This window comes from Nocardioides sambongensis, assembly GCF_006494815.1.
Classification (GTDB): Bacteria; Actinomycetota; Actinomycetes; order Propionibacteriales; family Nocardioidaceae; genus Nocardioides; species Nocardioides sambongensis.
In genome coordinates, this window is record NZ_CP041091.1 from 1436549 (window position 1) to 1452810 (window position 16262).

The 16262-nt window shown below is 71.8% G+C and carries 16 protein-coding genes, 2 pseudogenes and 1 riboswitch; of the genes and pseudogenes, 5 read left to right on the forward strand and 13 right to left on the reverse strand.

Features of this window, described 5'->3' with window-relative positions:
* The 6 genes from FIV43_RS06695 to FIV43_RS06720 all read right to left on the reverse strand — a co-directional run bounded on the left by FIV43_RS06695 (position 1) and on the right by FIV43_RS06720 (position 7101).
* Positions 1 to 762 (reverse strand): DUF3105 domain-containing protein, encoded by a 762-nt coding sequence (locus FIV43_RS06695; RefSeq protein WP_141013504.1) that lies wholly within the window; start codon positions 760 to 762, stop codon positions 1 to 3.
* Entirely contained in the window at positions 759 to 1085 is a 327-nt protein-coding gene (locus FIV43_RS06700; RefSeq protein WP_141013505.1) for a thiamine-binding protein, read from the reverse strand. Before FIV43_RS06700 ends, FIV43_RS06695 begins: the two co-directional genes overlap by 4 nt.
* Positions 1086 to 1094: 9 nt before the next feature.
* Positions 1095 to 1865: a hypothetical protein gene (locus FIV43_RS06705; RefSeq protein ID WP_141013506.1), complete on the reverse strand. Its 771-nt coding sequence runs from the start codon at positions 1863 to 1865 to the stop codon at positions 1095 to 1097.
* A 97-nt stretch (positions 1866 to 1962) separates the two neighbouring features.
* The gene (acnA, locus tag FIV43_RS06710) at positions 1963 to 4635 is read right to left on the reverse strand and encodes an aconitate hydratase AcnA (RefSeq protein WP_141013507.1); all 2673 of its coding nucleotides are present in this window, start codon (positions 4633 to 4635) and stop codon (positions 1963 to 1965) included.
* A 131-nt stretch (positions 4636 to 4766) separates the two neighbouring features.
* Positions 4767 to 6707 carry an ABC transporter ATP-binding protein gene (locus tag FIV43_RS06715; RefSeq protein ID WP_141013508.1) on the reverse strand — a complete coding sequence of 647 codons (1941 nt, stop codon included), beginning with the start codon at positions 6705 to 6707 and terminating at the stop codon, positions 4767 to 4769.
* 79 nt (positions 6708 to 6786) lie between these two features.
* The gene (locus FIV43_RS06720; protein ID WP_141013509.1) at positions 6787 to 7101 is read right to left on the reverse strand and encodes a DMT family transporter; all 315 of its coding nucleotides are present in this window, start codon (positions 7099 to 7101) and stop codon (positions 6787 to 6789) included.
* Between the two features lie 11 nt (positions 7102 to 7112).
* Positions 7113 to 7173: riboswitch (guanidine-III (ykkC-III) riboswitch) on the reverse strand.
* Between the two features lie 105 nt (positions 7174 to 7278).
* Between FIV43_RS06720 and FIV43_RS06725 the strand changes: the two genes are divergently transcribed.
* Entirely contained in the window at positions 7279 to 7854 is a 576-nt protein-coding gene (locus FIV43_RS06725) for a dihydrofolate reductase family protein (protein WP_141013510.1), read from the forward strand.
* On the opposite strand, the gene FIV43_RS06730 is transcribed toward FIV43_RS06725, so the two are convergent.
* Positions 7836 to 9026, reverse strand: coding sequence for a class I SAM-dependent RNA methyltransferase (locus FIV43_RS06730; RefSeq protein WP_141013511.1), 1191 nt, complete (start codon positions 9024 to 9026; stop codon positions 7836 to 7838). The genes FIV43_RS06725 and FIV43_RS06730 overlap by 19 nt on opposite strands.
* Positions 9023 to 11063: pseudogene (locus FIV43_RS06735) on the reverse strand (APC family permease). Before FIV43_RS06735 ends, FIV43_RS06730 begins: the two are co-directional and overlap by 4 nt.
* Positions 11064 to 11133: 70 nt before the next feature.
* On the opposite strand from FIV43_RS06735, the gene FIV43_RS06740 reads away from it, so the two are divergent.
* Positions 11134 to 11784 carry a potassium channel family protein gene (locus FIV43_RS06740; protein WP_407938886.1) on the forward strand — a complete coding sequence of 217 codons (651 nt, stop codon included), beginning with the start codon at positions 11134 to 11136 and terminating at the stop codon, positions 11782 to 11784.
* A 9-nt stretch (positions 11785 to 11793) separates the two neighbouring features.
* Positions 11794 to 12464, forward strand: a pseudogene (locus FIV43_RS06745) (potassium channel family protein).
* Positions 12465 to 12524: 60 nt separating this feature from the next.
* Here the strand turns inward: FIV43_RS06745 and FIV43_RS06750 are convergent.
* The 4 genes from FIV43_RS06750 to dut all read right to left on the reverse strand — a co-directional run bounded on the left by FIV43_RS06750 (position 12525) and on the right by dut (position 14865).
* A complete protein-coding gene (locus FIV43_RS06750; protein ID WP_231123783.1) occupies positions 12525 to 13319 on the reverse strand; it encodes a DUF3159 domain-containing protein in 795 nt (264 codons plus the stop codon).
* The gene (locus tag FIV43_RS06755) at positions 13316 to 13675 is read right to left on the reverse strand and encodes an OB-fold nucleic acid binding domain-containing protein (RefSeq protein ID WP_141013513.1); all 360 of its coding nucleotides are present in this window, start codon (positions 13673 to 13675) and stop codon (positions 13316 to 13318) included. Before FIV43_RS06755 ends, FIV43_RS06750 begins: the two co-directional genes overlap by 4 nt.
* 9 nt (positions 13676 to 13684) lie before the next feature.
* Positions 13685 to 14335 (reverse strand): DUF3710 domain-containing protein, encoded by a 651-nt coding sequence (locus FIV43_RS06760; protein WP_231123784.1) that lies wholly within the window; start codon positions 14333 to 14335, stop codon positions 13685 to 13687.
* Between the two features lie 116 nt (positions 14336 to 14451).
* The gene (gene dut / locus FIV43_RS06765) at positions 14452 to 14865 is read right to left on the reverse strand and encodes a dUTP diphosphatase (protein ID WP_231123785.1); all 414 of its coding nucleotides are present in this window, start codon (positions 14863 to 14865) and stop codon (positions 14452 to 14454) included.
* Positions 14866 to 14980: 115 nt separating this feature from the next.
* Here dut and FIV43_RS06770 point away from each other — a divergent pair, with 115 nt between their 5' ends.
* Both FIV43_RS06770 and FIV43_RS06775 read left to right on the forward strand, forming a co-directional pair.
* Positions 14981 to 15460, forward strand: a complete 480-nt coding sequence (locus FIV43_RS06770) for a DUF3093 domain-containing protein (RefSeq protein ID WP_231123786.1) — start codon at positions 14981 to 14983, stop codon at positions 15458 to 15460.
* A gap of 20 nt (positions 15461 to 15480) precedes the next feature.
* Positions 15481 to 15777, forward strand: coding sequence for a DUF4235 domain-containing protein (locus FIV43_RS06775; RefSeq protein WP_141013515.1), 297 nt, complete (start codon positions 15481 to 15483; stop codon positions 15775 to 15777).
* Positions 15778 to 15874: 97 nt separating this feature from the next.
* Here FIV43_RS06775 and FIV43_RS06780 read toward each other — a convergent pair whose 3' ends face one another.
* On the reverse strand, positions 15875 to 16165 hold the full coding sequence (locus tag FIV43_RS06780) for a DUF4193 domain-containing protein (RefSeq protein ID WP_141013516.1): 291 nt from the start codon (positions 16163 to 16165) through the stop codon (positions 15875 to 15877).
* Positions 16166 to 16262: the final 97 nt, after the last annotated feature.

Genomic DNA, 16262 nt, shown 5'->3' on the forward strand with positions numbered 1-16262 from the left:
TCAGGCCAGGGTCCCGCCGGCATCGGCGAGTCCACCGGCGCAGGACGCGAACGGCTCGGGTGCCGTCTCTCCGGCCCCGAAGGCGTCGATGAACAGCTCGATCCGTGGATCCTCGGCTCCGACCAGCTCGAGCTGCCGTCCCCAGACGGTGATCACCACCGGGGCCTGCTGCTCGGCCCAGGGCGTGAGGATGCCGTTGTCGGGCAGCGCCGCGGCCAGCAGGTCGACGGCGTCGTCGTCGACGAGGTCGTCGCGGTAGGTGATCACCACGGTGCCGTGCTCCAGGTCGTGCACCAGGTTCTCCGCGTTCACCTGGCGGTCGTAGACGCCGCACTCCAGCCAGGCGGGGTTGTGCGGGCCACCGACCGGCGGGGAGGTCGGGTAGTCGATCTCCCCGGTCCGGTGCGTGGGGTCGAGGTCGTCGTAGACCTGCACGTCGTCGAGGTCCTCGGGGATCGCGCGACCGGCGTCCTCACCACCGCGGGCCCCCTCGTCCCCGTCGTCGTCGCCGAGCATCAGCACCGGCACGATCAGCGCGACGGCGAGCACGACCACGGCGGCGACCACGCCGAGCACCACCGGCAGCGTGCGGTTGCGGCGAGGCGGCGGGAAGGCGGGCGGACCGTAGTGCGGCGGGCCGTACGGCGCGGGCGGCGCGGCGGGGAGGGACGGCGGACCCGACGGTGGAGGCGGACCGGCCGGCGGCCTGGACCGGTCGAAGGGTGGTGGTGGTGGCGGAGTCGGTGAGTTGTCGTCGCTCATCGGCGCGCGTCCGCCGCGTCGCCGGCGCCCAGGGCTCGCTCGAGCCGGTCCACCTTCGCGTCCAGCTCACCCTGGTAGCCCGGCCGGATGTCGGCCTTCAGCACCAGCGACACCCGCGTGCCGAACGGTTCGACCGCGGCGGTGGCCCGCTTCACCACTTCCATCACCTCGTCCCACTCCCCCTCCAGCTCGGTGAACATCGAGCTGGTGCGGTGCGGCAGGCCGGAGTCCCGGACCACCCGGACGGCGGCGGCGACGGCGTCGGCGACCGAGCCGTCGGCCCGGCCGGTGCCGCTGGGCGCGACGGAGAAGGCGACGATCATGGCGCGACCCTACGCGGCGGCCGGGACGCGCTCAGCCGAAGGTGGCGTAGCGGCCCGGCGCGAGGAAGAACCCGTCCCGCGGGCCTCGCGCACGCAGGTGACGCCGATCTCCTCCACGGCGCAGAGCACGCCGCCACGACCGACGAGGGCGGCGGGCCGCACGGTGGGTGCGCCCGGCTCCCGGATGGTGTCGGTGTTGCACTGCGGCACGGCGCCGGCGCCGATCAGCTCGATCCGGCCGACCGCATCGGCGACCCCACCGCCGCACACCTCGGGGTCCGTGATGGCACCGCTGCGCAGCTCGCAGGCGGTGCCGAGCACCGGGTCGGCGAGGACGCAGTAGATCCGGTCGCCCGGGGTCGAGAAGCGCCGCAGATCACGCGCGTTGCCGCCCCGCAGCGCGCTCACCCGGGCCTGCGCCTCGGGATAGTTCGTCGGGGCACCCGACGCGGCGGGCGCGTCCGAGGCGGTGCCGCCGAAGGTGGGGACCGAGGTGGGCTCGGACGGCGAGGCGGGAGCGTCGTCCGTCGCGGTCTCCTCGGGGGCGTCGGTGCGGTCGGTCGTCGAGGCGGAGGCGGACCGATCCGGGGACCGGGTCGATCCCGGCGTCGTTCCGGGGCTCGCGTCGGGGCCGGCGGTGGAGTCGCTCGCGCTGGGCGCGACGGGTGCGGGCAGCCCGGTCGGCTGGCTCGAGGCGTCGCAGGCCGTCAGTGCGCCGCCGAGGACCGCCAGGACCAGGGTCATCGCGGAGGAGGCGAGGACGGAGGGGGTGCGGTGCATCCGACCATCCTGCCGCGCACCGGCCCTCGGAGGTGGGAGGCACGACGGCCCGCCACCCACGCGGGTGACGGGCCGTCGGCAGCGACCTGGCCGGGACTCAGCCCTTGCGCAGGTTGCGCAGCACGTACTGCATGATGCCGCCGTTGCGGTAGTAGTTCGCCTCGCCGGGGGTGTCGATCCGGACGACCGCGTCGAACTCGACGTCGCCGGCCTTGACCTTGACGGTCTTGGGGGTACGACCCTCGTTGAGCTCGGTGATGCCGGAGATGGAGAACTCCTCCTCGCCGGTCAGCCCGAGGGACTCGGCACTCTCGCCCGCGGGGAACTGCAGCGGGATCACGCCCATGCCGATCAGGTTCGAGCGGTGGATCCGCTCGTAGCTCTCGGCGATGACGGCCTTCACGCCCAGCAGCGAGGTGCCCTTGGCCGCCCAGTCACGGGACGAGCCGGAGCCGTACTCCTTGCCGGCGAGCACCACGAGCGGGGTGCCGGCGGCCTGGTACTTGACGCTGGCGTCGTACACGAAGGTGACCGGGCCGTCGGCCTGGGTGAAGTCGCGGGTGTAGCCACCCTCGGTGCCGGGGGCGATCTGGTTGCGCAGCCGGATGTTGGCGAACGTGCCGCGGATCATCACCTCGTGGTTGCCACGGCGCGAGCCGTAGGAGTTGAAGTCGCGCTGCTGGACGCCGTTCTCCACCAGGTACTGACCGGCCGGGCTGTCCTTCTTGATCGCGCCGGCGGGCGAGATGTGGTCGGTGGTGACCGAGTCGCCCAGCTTGAGCAGCACCCGAGCGCCGGAGATGTCGGTGACCGCCTCGGGCTCGGCCGGCATCCCGTCGAAGTAGGGAGGGCGCCGGACGTAGGTGGAGTCCGCGTCCCACGCGAAGGTGTCACCCTCCGGCGTCGGCAGCGACTGCCACCGCTCATCGCCCTTGAACACGTCGGCGTAGCGGCTGTCGAACATCTCGGTGTTGATCGCCTGGTCGATGACCGACTGGACGTCGGACGGCGAGGGCCAGATGTCCTTGAGGTAGACGTCGTTGCCGTCGGTGTCCTGGCCCAGCGGGTCCTCGAAGAGGTTCTTGCGCATCGTGCCCATCAGCGCGTAGGCGACCACCAGCGGCGGGGAGGCCAGGTAGTTCATCTTCACGTCCGGGTTGATCCGGCCCTCGAAGTTCCGGTTGCCCGAGAGCACCGAGGTGACCGCGAGGTCGCCTTCGTTGACTGCGGCGGAGACCTCGGGGATGAGCGGGCCCGAGTTGCCGATGCAGGTGGTGCAGCCGTAGCCGACCAGGTTGAAGCCCAGCTTGTCCAGGTACGGCGTGAGGCCGGAGCGCTCGAAGTAGTCGGTGACGACCTGGGAGCCGGGAGCCAGGGTGGTCTTCACCCACGGCTTGCGGGCCAGGCCCTTGTCGACCGCGTTCTTCGCCAGCAGGGCGGCGCCGATCATCACCGACGGGTTGGAGGTGTTGGTGCAGGAGGTGATCGCCGCGATGGTGACCGCGCCGTGCTCCAGCTCCAGCTCCTGGCCGTCGAGCGAGAACGGGACCGACTTGTCCTTGTCGTCGGTGAAGTCGCCCAGCGCCTGCTCGAACGAGGTGTCCGCAGCGGTGACCTCGATCCGGTCCTGCGGGCGCTTCGGTCCGGCGATGCTCGGCACGACGGTGGAGAGGTCCAGCTCGAGCTTCTCGGAGTAGCGGGGCTCGGCGGCGGGGTCGTGCCAGATGCCCTGGGTCTTGGCGTAGGACTCGACCAGGTCGAGCTGCTCCTGGGAGCGGCCGGTCATCCGCAGGTAGTCCACGGTCTGCTCGTCGATCGGGAAGACCGCGATCGTGGAGCCGAACTCGGGGCTCATGTTGCCGATGGTGGCGCGGTTGGCCAGCGGCAGCGCGGAGACGCCGGGGCCGTAGAACTCGACGAACTTGCCGACCACGCCGTGGTTGCGCAGCATCTCGGTGATGGTCAGCACCAGGTCGGTGGCGGTCGAGCCCTCGGGCAGGTCGCCGGAGAGCTTGAAGCCGACCACGCGCGGGATCAGCATGGAGACCGGCTGGCCGAGCATCGCGGCCTCGGCCTCGATGCCGCCCACGCCCCAGCCGACGACGCCGATGCCGTTGACCATCGTGGTGTGCGAGTCGGTGCCGACGCAGGTGTCCGGGTAGGCCTGCAGCTCGCCGTCGACCTCGCGGGTGAAGACGGTGCGCGCCAGGTGCTCGATGTTGACCTGGTGCACGATGCCGGTGCCGGGGGGCACGACCTTGAAGTCGTCGAAGGCACCCTGGCCCCAGCGCAGGAACTGGTAACGCTCGCGGTTGCGCTCGTACTCGATCTCGACGTTGCGCTCGAACGCCTCGGGGCTGCCGAAGACGTCGGCGATGACGGAGTGGTCGATGACCATCTCAGCCGGCGCGAGCGGGTTGATCTTGGTGGCGTCGCCGCCGAGGTCGGCCATCGCCTCACGCATGGTGGCGAGGTCCACCACGCAGGGCACGCCGGTGAAGTCCTGCATGATCACGCGGGCAGGCGTGAACTGGATCTCCTTGGTGGGCTCCGCGTCGGCGTCCCAACCGGCCAGCGCCTTGATGTCGTCGGCGGTGATGTCCGCCCCGTCCTCGGTGCGCAGCAGGTTCTCCAGCAGCACCTTGAGCGAGTACGGGAGCGAGGCGACGTCGAGTCCCTCGCCCTTGACGGCGTCGAGGCGGAAGATCTCGTAGGCCTTCCCCTCCACGTCCAAGGTGCTCTTGGCACCGAAGCTGTTCACGCTGGGCATCCGCGTCTCTCCGTCCTCGTGGATTGTCCGGTTCTGGTGAGCCGGGACCGGTCCGGTCGCTGCCTCCCATCCTGCCGCCGTTGGGGCGAGCGTGATAGTGAGGCGAACCTAAACCGCATCCGGTGGCGCAGTCACCGGGGTATCTTGATATCAAGATACATCACGCGCTGGGTGGTTCCAAGCCACACCCGCCGATCACGCCCCACCGGCGAGTCCTCGGCGAACTGCGTCCGGTAGAGCTCCGCGTAGCGACCGCCCGCCGCGAGCAGGTCGGCGTGGCTCCCGCGCTCCACGATCCGGCCGTCCTCCACTACCAGGAGTACGTCGGCCGCCCGCACGGTGGAGAGCCGGTGCGCGATCACCAGGGCGGTGCGCCCCTCCAGGGCGGCGTTGAGGGCGGCGGTGACCGCGGCCTCGGAGGTCGAGTCCAGCGAGGCGGTGGCCTCGTCCAGGATCACCACACGGGGGCGCTTCAGCAGCAGCCGGGCGATGGTGAGCCGCTGACGCTCGCCGCCGGAGAGCCGGTAGCCGCGCTCCCCCACCACGGTGTCCAGCCCGTCCGGCAGCGACCGGACCAGGGCGGCCAGGCGGGCCCGGTCCAACGCCTCCCAGAGCTCGTCCTCCGACGTCCCGGGACGGGACAGCGTCAGGTTGTCGCGGATCGTGTCGTGGAAGAGGTGGCCGTCCTGGGTGACCACGCCGACCGCGTCGCGCAGCTCGGCCGACGCCACCTCGCGGACGTCGACGCCGGAGAGCCGGACCGCACCGCTGTCCACGTCGTAGAGCCGCGGCACCAGCTGCGCCAGCGTGGACTTCCCCGCCCCGGAGGACCCGACGATCGCCACCACCTGGCCGGGCTCGGCCCGGAAGTCGATCCCGTGCAGCACCTCCGCACCACCGCGGGTGTCGAGCACCGCGACGTCCTCCAGGGAGGCCAGCGAGACCCGGTCCGCGGCCGGGTACCCGAACCGCACGTCGTCGAACTCGACCGCCAGCGGCCCCGCCGGCAGGTGCCGGGGGTGCTCCGGCTCGGTGATCAGCGGCTCGAGGTCGAGCACCTCGAAGACCCGGTCGAAGCTGACCAGCGCGGACATCACCTCCACCCGGGCGTTGGCCAGCGCCGTCAGCGGCGCGTAGAGCCGGGCGAGCAGCAGCGAGAGCGTCACCACGGCACCCGCGTCGAGGCTGCCGCGCAGAGCGGCGAGCCCGCCGACGCCGTACACGACCGCGACGGCGAGCGCCGAGACCAGCGTCAGCGCGGTGACGAAGGTGGTCTGCACCATCGCGGTGCGCACCCCGATGTCGGCGACCCGGCGGGCTCGGGCGGCGAACGCCTCGGACTCGGCGTCGGGACGACCGAAGAGCTTGACCAGCGTGGCGCCCGGGGCGGAGAACCGCTCGGTCATCTGGTTGCCCATCGCCGCGTTGTGGTCCGCCGCCTCGCGCTGGATCGCGGCGAGCCGGGTGCCCATCGCGCGGGCCGGCAGAACGAAGACCGGCAGCAGCGCGAGCGCGAGCAGGGTGATCTGCCAGGAGATGCCGAGCATCACGATCAGGGTGAGCACCAGCATGACCAGGTTGCCGACCACTCCGGAGAGCGTGTCGCTGAACGCCCGCTGGGCGCCGATCACGTCGTTGTTGAGCCGACTCACCAGCGCGCCGGTGCGGGTGCGGGTGAAGAAGGCGACCGGCATCCGCTGCACGTGGTCGAAGACCTCGGTGCGCAGGTCCAGGATCAACCCCTCGCCGATCCGCGAGGAGAGCCACCGGGTGGCCAGGCCGGCCGCCGCGTCGACCAGGGCGACGCCGGCGATGATCAACGCGAGGGTGACCACGACCCGGGACGGGGCGCCGGCGACGATCTCGTCGACGGTGCGACCGGCCAGCACCGGGGTGGCCACGGCGAGCGCGGCCGAGCCGATGCTCAACGCCAGGAAGCCGATCAGCTCGCGCCGGTGCGGCCGGGCGAAGGCGAGGATCCGGCGCGCGGTGGCGCGGGAGAACCGCCGCCGCTCCCGGGGCGCCTGGGACCGGCGATACATCTGCTGCCAGGCGACCGATTCGATGCTCATGACGAGAACGCTAGAACTTCAAGCCGACATGAGGGCAAGCCAACAGGGAACGAGCCCGACGCCGACGCCCGCCGGCGGATCAGTGCGCGAGCTTGAGGCCCACCACGCAGCCGACCACCCCGACCACCAGGAGCGCCTTGACCACGCTGAACTCCTCGGCCCCGGTGACCATCGCGACGGCGACGGTCAGTGCCGCGCCGATGCCCACCCAGATCGCGTAGGAGGTGCCGACCGGCAGCGTCCGCATCGCGTAGCCCAGGCCGGCCATGCTGGCGACCAGCGCGACCACGAACGTGAGTGACGGCCAGAGCCGGGTGAGTCCCTCGGAGCGCCCCAGCGCGGTGGCCCAGACCGCCTCCAGGACACCGGACAGGACGAGAACGAACCAGGACATGACGAGACCTTCCTGGCCGTCTTGTCGCACGCCGGGTACGGCTCCCTCGTCCGGGCCCTCGTCGGGCTCCATCCAGGCTCGCACGGGCGGGGAACCAGAAGAAATCCCGGTCGGTGTCGTAGGCGGGCGGCGGCGTTCGTGGAGAGGATGACAGCAACCCCGACCGAGGAGTCACCGATGCGCACCCTGATCGCCACCGCCTTCATCTCCCTCGACGGCGTCGTCGAGGCGCCCGGAGGAGAGCCCGGGCACCGCAGCTCCGGGTGGACCTTCAAGGACATCGACTTCGTCCCGGCGGCGTACGAGCTCAAGGGGCGCGAGCAGGACGAGGCGACCGCCCTGATGATGGGCCGGGTCAGCTATCAGGCGTTCGCCCCGGTGTGGCCGTCGATGACCGAGGACTTCGCGCGCTACAACGCGATGCCCAAGTACGTCGTCTCCACCACCCTCACGGAATCTGACCTGATCGAGGGTTGGGGCGAGATCCACCTGCTCCGCTCCGTCGACGACGTGGCCGCGCTCAAGGAGTCCGACGGCGGCCCGATCTCGATCCACGGCAGTGCGACCCTCGATCGTGCGCTGTCCGACGCGGGCCTGATCGACCGCTACCACCTGCTCGTCTTCCCGACCCTTCTCGGCGCCGGACAGCGACTCTTCAGCGAGACCGACAAGGCGAAGCAGATGCTCCGCCTGACCGAGAGCGAGTCCTACCCGAACGGGGTCCAGAAGCTGGTCTACGAGGTGGTGCGCTGACGGGCCGCGCGGTCAGCGGGCTCGAGCAGCGCGACGCACTCCACGTGGTGCGTCATCGGGAAGAGGTCGAACGCCCGCAGGCCGGCCAGACGGTAGCCGTGCTCGGCGAAGATCGACACGTCCCGGGCCAGTGCCGCGGGGTCGCAGGCGACGTGGGCGACGGCGCGAGGGCTGCGGGCGACGACCTGCTCCACGACGGCCCGCTTGGCGCCGGTGCGGGGCGGGTCGAGCACCACCAGGTCCCAGTGCCCCGGATACTCCTCGCGCAGGACCTCGGCGACGTCGCCGGCGGTGGTGTCGATGCCCGGGCAGTTGCGTCGGGAGAGCCCGCTGGCCACCGGGTCGCCCTCCACCGCGGCGGCCCGGCCCTCGGGCCCCACAGCGTCGAGGAGGAACCGGCTGAACAGGCCGACGCCGGCGAAGAGGTCGAGGGCCGATTCGCCCGGGCGGGGCGCGAGCGCGTCGAGCACCGCACCGACCAATGCCTCCGGAGCGCCGGGGTGGACCTGCCAGAAGCCGCCGTCGGCGACCTCGAACGCATGCTCCCGCACCCGGTACGACGGACCGCTGGCCGCCTCGAGCAGGCAGTCATCGACCGGCACCACCTCGTGCGAGCGGTGCTTGCGCATCCCCCGGCGACCGTCCGGCAGCTCGACGTACCGCTGCCGGGTCCGCCAGCGCAGGCCGTCGACGTCGCCGGGGACCGGCTCCACGACGAGGTCGCGGACCAGCGGCTCGGGCTGGTCGCGGTCCAGGCCGGCGATCCGGCGCAGCTGCTCGCGGACCACCTCGGCCTTGAGCTCGCGCTGGCGGGTCAGCGTGACGTGCTGGAAGTCGCAGCCACCGCAGAGCCCGGGGCCGGCGACCGGGCAGGGCGCCGCGACCCGGTCCGGCGAGGCGCTCAGCACCCGGACCGCGTCACCGCGCCAGAACCGGTCTCCCTCGGTGCCCTCGGTCAGCTCCACGACCACGTGCTCGCCGGGGAGGGCGTGGCGGACGAAGACCACCCGGGTCGCGTCGCCGTCGGGGACCCGCGCGACGCAGTGCCCCCCGTGCGCGATCGGGCCGACCTCGACCTCGTAGCGCCGGCCGACCACCGAGGCGCCGCGGGCCGCGCGCCGTCGGTCGGGCCGCCGGCCACCACGCCGGGGCGCCCCCCGCCGGCCGCTCACCGCTGGATCTGCCGGTTGCGGTTCTGACCGACCCGACCGCGTCGCAGGTCCCCGGGCCGGACCCGCTGCTCGTCACGCTCCTCGCGCTCCTGGGCGATCTGGGAGGAGCGCAGCTGGTAGGGCACCGAGGTGACCATCACGCCGGGGCTGAACAGCAGTCGTCCCTTGAGCCGCAGCGCGGTCTGGTTGTGCAGCAGCTGCTCCCACCAGCGGCCCACGACGTACTCGGGATGTAGACCGCGACCACCCCGCGCGGGTTGGCCCGGCGGATCGCGCTGGCGTACTCCACGATCGGCTTGACCACCTCACGGTACGGCGAGTGCAGCACCTTGAGCGGGACGCCGGTGTTGCGCTGGTCCCACTCCTCCAGCAGCTTGGCGGTCGAGGCCTGGTCGACCGAGACGTAGACGCCCTCGAGCGCGTTCGGCCGGGTCGCCTTGGCGAAGGCCAACGCCCGCAGCGTCGGCTTGTGCAGCTTGGAGACGAGCACGATGGCGTGCACCCGGGTGGGCAGCACCTTGTCCTCGTCGTCGGCGGCCAGCTCCTCGTTGACCTTGTCGTAGTGGCCCTTGATGCCGCGCATCACCAGGAAGAAGAAGGTCATCGCCAGCACGGTGATCCAGGCGCCGGCCAGGAACTTCGTGATCAGCACGACGACCAGCACGACCGCGGTGAAGCTGAGACCGATCGCGTTGATCACCCGCGAGCGCTGCATCCGCCGGCGCAGGGCGGGGTCGTGCTCGCGCTCCAGGGCTCGGGTCCAGTGCCGGATCATCCCGGCCTGGCTCAGGTTGAACGAGACGAAGACGCCGACGATGTAGAGCTGGATCAGCCGGGTGGTCTCGGCGTCGAAGATGACGATCAGCGCGATCGCCAGCACCGCCAGGAAGACGATGCCGTTGCTGTAGGCGAGGCGGTCGCCGCGGGAGCCGAGCGCGCGGGGGCGAACCCGTCCTTGGCGAGGATCGAGCCGAGCACCGGGAACCCGTTGAAGGCGGTGTTGGCGGCCAGCACCAGGATGATCGCGGTCACCGTGACCACCAGGTAGAAGCCCGGCGGGAAGTCGTGGAAGACGGCGCGCGCGATCTGTGCGATCACCGCGGACTGGTCGTAGTCCGACGGCAGCGCCTCACCGTTGCGGGTCAGCCGGTCGAGGTCGTGCGGGTCGACGTACTTCAACCCCATCTGGCGGGCCAGCACGATGACGCTGACCATCATCGTGATGGCGATCAGCCCGAGCAGCAGCAGCGTGGTCGCGGCGTTCTTGCTCTTCGGCCGGCGGAACGCAGGCACCCCGTTGGAGATCGTCTCGACGCCGGTCAGGGCGACGCACCCGGACGAGAACGCGCGGGCCAGCAGGAACAGCAGACCGAGCGTGGTCAGCGGCTGCTCCATGCCGGGCTCGGGGATGATCTCGAGGTCGGCGCTCTCCACCCGCGGCAGGTCGCCGGTGATCATCTCGCCGAAGCCGAACAGGCACATGCCGAGGATCGCGAACATGAACGCGTAGGTGGGCCAGGAGAAGAGGATCCCCGACTCCCGGGTGCCCCGCAGGTTGGCCGCCATCAGCAGCAGCACCATGCCGACCGCGACGATCACCTCGTGGTCCTGCACCGCAGGGATCGCCGCCGCCGCATACTGCGAACCGGCCGAGATGGAGACCGCGACGGTGAGCACGTAGTCCACCAGCAGGGCGCTGGCGACGGTGGCGCCGGCGGTCGGGCCGAGGTTCGCCCGGGCGACCTCGTAGTCGCCGCCGCCGGAGGGGTAGGCGTAGACGGTCTGCCGGTAGGAGGCGATCACGGCGGCCATCACCACGGCGATCGCGATGGCGACCTTCCAGGACCACACGTACGCCGACGCGCCCGCCAGCGACAGCATGATGAACACCTCGTCGGGCGCGTAGGCGACCGAGGAGAGGGCGTCGCTGGCGAACACCGGAAGGGCGACCCGCTTCGGCAGAAGCGTTTCGCCCAACTGGGCGCTGCGCAACTTGCGCCCGAGCAGGATGCGCTTGGAGACGTCGCCGACACCCACGGCCGAGAAGCGTACGGCACGCGACCCCTCGGCGCGCCCGCGCTACGGTGATCCCGTGCACGTCGTGATCATGGGATGCGGCCGCGTGGGCTCGACGCTCGCGCGAAGCCTGGAGGATCGCAACCACACCGTTGCGGTCATCGACAGCGAGCCGGACTCCTTCCGCCGCCTCGGACCGGGCTTCAACGGCGACAAGGTGGCCGGCATGGGCTTCGACCAGCAGGTGCTGGAGAAGGCCGGCATCCGGCGCGCCGACGCGTTCGCCGCGGTCTCCAGCGGCGACAACTCCAACATCATCGCCGCGCGTGTCGCGCGGGAGACCTTCGGCATCCAGCGCGTCGTCGCCCGGATCTACGACCCGGGCCGCGCCGAGGTGTACCAGCGACTCGGCATCACCACGGTGGCGACCGTGAAGTGGACCGCCGACCAGGTGCTGCGCCGCCTGATGCCGGCCGGCGCGGAGCCGGACTTCCGCGACCCCTCCGGCACCATCCGGGTCGACCACCACGTGGTCCCCGAGCGCTGGATCGGCAGTCGCGTCGGCGAGTTCCAGGAGCAGGCCCGGGCCCGGGTCGCCTGGATCGACCGGCTCGGCGAGGGCATGCTGCCCGACCGCGACTCGGTGATCCAGGAGGGCGACCTGCTGCACGTGGTGGTCCGCGAGGAGAACGCCACCCATGCCTACGAGGTGCTCGCCCGCGGGCCCGAGCAGGGAAGCTGAGGACGACAGATGCGGGTAGCCATCGCCGGGGCCGGCGCGGTCGGTCGATCGATCGCACGCGAGCTCATCCAGAACGGCCACGAGGTGCTGCTGATCGACAAGTCGGCCTCCGCGATCCGGCCCGAGCGGGTGCCGGACGCGGAGTGGCTGCTGGCCGACTCCTGCGAGCTCTCCTCGCTGGAGGAGGCCCGGCTGGACCGCTGCGACGTGGTGATCGCCGCTACCGGCGACGACAAGGCCAACCTGGTCACCGCGCTGCTGGCCAAGACCGAGTTCGGTGTGCCGCGCACCGTCGGCCGGGTCAACCACCCGAACAACGAGTGGCTGTTCACCGAGGCGTGGGGGGTCGACGTCAACGTCTCCACCCCGCGGATCATGTCCGCGCTCGTCGAGGAGGCGGTCAGCGTCGGCGACCTGGTCCGGCTCTTCACCTTCCGTCAGGGCAACGCCAACCTGGTCGAGATGACGCTGCCGGCCGACTCCCCCTACGTGGGCAAGCAGTGCGGTCTGATCCCGCTGCCCGAGAACTGCGCGCTGGTCACCATCCTGCGCGACGGACAGGTCTACGTCCCCGCCCCGAACAGCCGGTCGAGTCCGGCGACGAACTGCTCTTCGTGGTGCCTGCCGAGGCCGAGGACGAGCTCGAGCGGCTGCTGGCGCCGTCGGCGCACCCCGGATAGTCCGCCGCTGTCGGCCGGCCCCGGATCAGCCCGGGTGGGCCCCGGACCGGCCCAGCCTGCTCAGTCGGTCTGCGGCGCGAGACCGTGCTGTCCGCCGGCCCGGGACAGCGGGGTGGCGTCGCGCGCCAGCAACCAGAACATCGCCGACCAGGAGCCGATCCGCAGCACCCAGCCGAGGCCGGTGCGCAGGATGGTGATCAGCAGGACCGCGAGGTCGACCTCGATCACGTCGGCGTGCCCCATCAGCCACACCGGCCCCTGGAGCAGCACCCCGACCGCGCCCGGCAGCAGCATCACCCAGGTCAGCCGGCTGCACAGGGTGACCACCTGGGGGTCGTCGTGCCAGGCGGTGGGGTCCCCGGTGACGCTGCCCAGCATGAAGCCGAGCATCGGCCAGCGGATCAGGCAGGAGAAGCCGAGCACGATGGTGTAGCCCAGGCTGACCAGGATGCCGGGGAGGAAGAAGGCCAGCGCCTGGTCGCTCTCCGACCCGCCCGACCCGGCGGCGATGCGCACGAACAGCCAGCCGATGCCGATGCCGAAGATCGCGTTGAAGACGTATTGCAGGGTGGAGCGCTGGACCAGACGCAGCACCAGTGCCACACCGGCCACCGCCAGACTGCCGATCAGCGCCGCCTGCAGGTCCTTGACCACCAGCCAGACCAGGGTGAAGACGATGCCCGGCACGCCGGCCTCGAGCATCCCCCGGCGCCCGCCCAGCGCCCGGGAGAGCTGCTGGCGGACCAGCGCCTCGACGGTGTCGATGCCGACGTGGTCGGGGGTGGGCGCGGTGGCCTCGGTGTGCTCCACGGTCTCCTCCGGGTGCGGGTCGGGACGCTCGGACTCCTCGGTCACAGCAGCTCGTACCGCGGGTTGTAGAGCACGCGGTGGCCCTCCTGTCGGCCGATCCTGCCGGAGACCTCGATCCCGCGTCCGGCGTCGATGCCGGCGATCCGCCGACGTCCGAGCCAGATCACGGTCACGGTGCCGGTGCCGTCGTACAGCTCCGCCTCGAGGGCGGGGACGCCGCCGCGCGGCCGCAGGGTGACCGTGCGCAGCGTGCCGCGCAGGTGCACCTGCTCGCGGTCGGGTGCGTCGCCGATCGGCACCACCCCGGTGTGCGTGAACTCACGCTGCAGGTCGCGGGCCTCGGCCTCCTCGCTGCTGGCCCAGCGGCTGATGGTGCGCCGCAGACGGCTCCTGCCGGCCATCGGCGTGGGTCACCCGGCCGGCTTGTCGGCGCGCTCGATGCCCTCGGGCAGCGCGAGCGGGAGCTGCTCCCCCACCGGCATCGCGTGGTCGCCGCGGCGCACCACCACACCGTTGAGGGTGTCGTCCCAGGCGGCAGCGGCGGCCGCGTCGCGGGCCGGCTCGCCGAGGAACGTGGCGCGCAGCAGCCACCGCGGGCCGTTCACCCCGACCACCCGGGAGACCTGGGTGCCCTGGGCACCGTCGGAGCGCTTGACCTGCACCTCGCACACCAGCTCGGTGCCGAAGCGTCCCTCCCGCTCGGTGGCGGTGCCTCCGCGACGCGCCGTGTCCGCGGCGATCTGCGGACGCACCTCGCTCCACAGGTCCCCGTTGCGCGGGGCGGCGAAGGCGCGGAGCTCGACGGCACCGGACTGGTCGGCGAGCAGTACGGCGCGCACGGTGCCCGACTTCTCATCCACTTGGACCCGCAGGTCCCGGCCGGGACTGGGGGCGAGCAGGAGCGCGCCGAGGTCGAGCGGCGGGTGCTGGTCGGCGGGGACCTCGTCGACGTCCAGCGGTCCCGCGGCCTGGTCCTCGCCCGCGGCGCCGGTCGAGTCGGTCGACTCGGCGTCGACCGACGTGGTCTCCTCGGCCTGGTTGGCCTTGCGACGCAATCTCACGTCCTGCTCCTCCTCGTCCTTCCTCGGCCCGTGCCGCCTCGGCGGTGGGCCGAGACCTCCACCGACAAACCGTAGCCCCACCGTCCACGGGACGGACGGGCGCACCCGCAGCGCGCTCACCCGCCGGACGCGAACCCGCCCGTCGAGCCGTAGCCGCCCGCGCCACGCGCGGAGTCCTCGAGCTCGTCGACCACCTGGAACGCCGCCCGCTCGAAGCGTTGGACCACCAGCTGCGCCACCCGGTCGCCGCGCCGCAGCTCGATCGTCTCCGCCGGGTCGTGGTTGATCAGCAGCACCTTGATCTCACCGCGGTAGCCGGCGTCGATGGTCCCCGGCGTGTTGACGATCGAGAGCCCGTGCCGGGCCGCCAGCCCGGAGCGGGGGTGCACCAGCGCGACGAAGCCGTCCGGCAGCGCGATCGCGATGCCCGTCGGCACCAGTGCACGCTCGCCGGGGGCCAGCCGCAGGTCGACGGTGGTGGTCAGGTCGGCGCCCGCGTCCCCGTGGTGCGCGTAGCGCGGGGGCTCCACCCGGGGTCGAGCAGCTGGATGGCGATCGGGATCGGCGAGGTCGGGGTGCTCTGCTCGGTCACGGGGGTCGACCCTACGCAACCTGTGCCATGGGGCGGATGGGATCATTCGCTGTGTGAACGACGGCGCCACGCGGGTGGAGTACAACGAGCGCCTCGGCGTCCCCCTGCGCTGGTGGGTCCAGGGCACCATGCTGATCGCGACGCTGTGGATCGCGATGATCGTGGCCATCCCGGACAACGCGATCCCGTGGGTGGCGACCGGAGCCGCCCTGGCCCTGCTCGCCCTCTGCCTGTTCGCCTACGGCGACGCCCGGATCGTGGTGCGCGACGGCTGGCTGCGCGCCGGGCGTGCCCGGATCGAGACCCGCTACATCGCCGAGGTCCGGGCGCTGGACCAGAAGGAGGCGTGGCGGGTCTCCGGTCCCGACGCCGATGCCCGGGCGTTCCTGCTGCTGCGGCCCTACGTGCGCCGGGCCGTGCAGGTCCGTCTCGACGACCCGGCCGACCCGACGCCGTACTGGCTGCTCAGCTCGCGCCACCCGAACGCGCTGGCCGACGCGCTGGAGGCGGACCGCGCCCGCCACGACTCCTGAGTGGGCGCTAGGGTCGGACCATGTCTGACGACAGCTCGAAGGTCTGGACCGTCTTCTCCCTCGCGGCGGGGCTCGGTGGCGCGGCGATCGCGAAGAAGGCGCTGAACTCCGGCTGGAAGGTCGCCACCGGCAAGCAGCCCCCGGAGAACCCGGCCGACCCCGACGTCGACCTCTGGGAGGCGGTGGCCTGGGCGGTGGCCAGCGGCACCGCGGTCGCCCTGGTCCGGATGGCCGCGACCCGCCGTGCGGCGAACTACTACCGCAGGTCCACCGGGCAGCTGCCGCCGCCGCTGCGCAAGGACGCCGGCAAGGCCTGACCGGCCCCGAGAAGCGCTGACGCCCGTCCGGTTCACCGGGCGGGCGTCGTACGTGCTCGCGGTGCCCGTGCGAACGGGCACCAGGCTCAGCGCGGGGTCACGCGCAGTCGCGGCAGATCATCTTCTTGGAGTCCGCGAGCTGGCTGTGGTGGTGCACCAGGAAGCAGCTCATGCAGGTGAACTCGTCCTCCTGCTTGGGCTTCACCTCGACCGCCAGCTCCTCGTGGGAGAGGTCGGCACCGGGGAGCTCGAACGACTCCGCCGCCTCGACCTCGTCCTCGTCGACCTTGCCGGAGTTCTTGTCGTGACGACGAGCCTTGAGCTCTTCGATGCTCTCCTCGGACTGATCTTCTTCGTTCTTACGCGGTGCGTCGTAGTCAGTCGCCATGACAATCTCCTCTTCCCGGCGGGGGTGCTGCGCGGTGATCTGCTCACCTGATCGGCGCCGCAGATTGTGCACCATCCGGCCTCGGGTCGCGACACCG

Coding starts and splice junctions, on each gene's coding strand:
- FIV43_RS06695 (WP_141013504.1), bottom strand. CDS start 762: ATGAGCGACGACAACTCACCGACTCCGCCACCACCACCACCCTTCGAC.
- FIV43_RS06705 (WP_141013506.1), bottom strand. CDS start 1,865: ATGCACCGCACCCCCTCCGTCCTCGCCTCCTCCGCGATGACCCTGGTC.
- FIV43_RS06740 (WP_407938886.1), top strand. CDS start 11,134: ATGGGATGCGGCCGCGTGGGCTCGACGCTCGCGCGAAGCCTGGAGGAT.
- FIV43_RS06700 (WP_141013505.1), bottom strand. CDS start 1,085: ATGATCGTCGCCTTCTCCGTCGCGCCCAGCGGCACCGGCCGGGCCGAC.
- FIV43_RS06725 (WP_141013510.1), top strand. CDS start 7,279: ATGCGCACCCTGATCGCCACCGCCTTCATCTCCCTCGACGGCGTCGTC.
- FIV43_RS06780 (WP_141013516.1), bottom strand. CDS start 16,165: ATGGCGACTGACTACGACGCACCGCGTAAGAACGAAGAAGATCAGTCC.
- FIV43_RS06715 (WP_141013508.1), bottom strand. CDS start 6,707: ATGAGCATCGAATCGGTCGCCTGGCAGCAGATGTATCGCCGGTCCCAG.
- FIV43_RS06720 (WP_141013509.1), bottom strand. CDS start 7,101: ATGTCCTGGTTCGTTCTCGTCCTGTCCGGTGTCCTGGAGGCGGTCTGG.
- FIV43_RS06775 (WP_141013515.1), top strand. CDS start 15,481: ATGTCTGACGACAGCTCGAAGGTCTGGACCGTCTTCTCCCTCGCGGCG.
- FIV43_RS06755 (WP_141013513.1), bottom strand. CDS start 13,675: ATGGCCGGCAGGAGCCGTCTGCGGCGCACCATCAGCCGCTGGGCCAGC.
- acnA (WP_141013507.1), bottom strand. CDS start 4,635: ATGCCCAGCGTGAACAGCTTCGGTGCCAAGAGCACCTTGGACGTGGAG.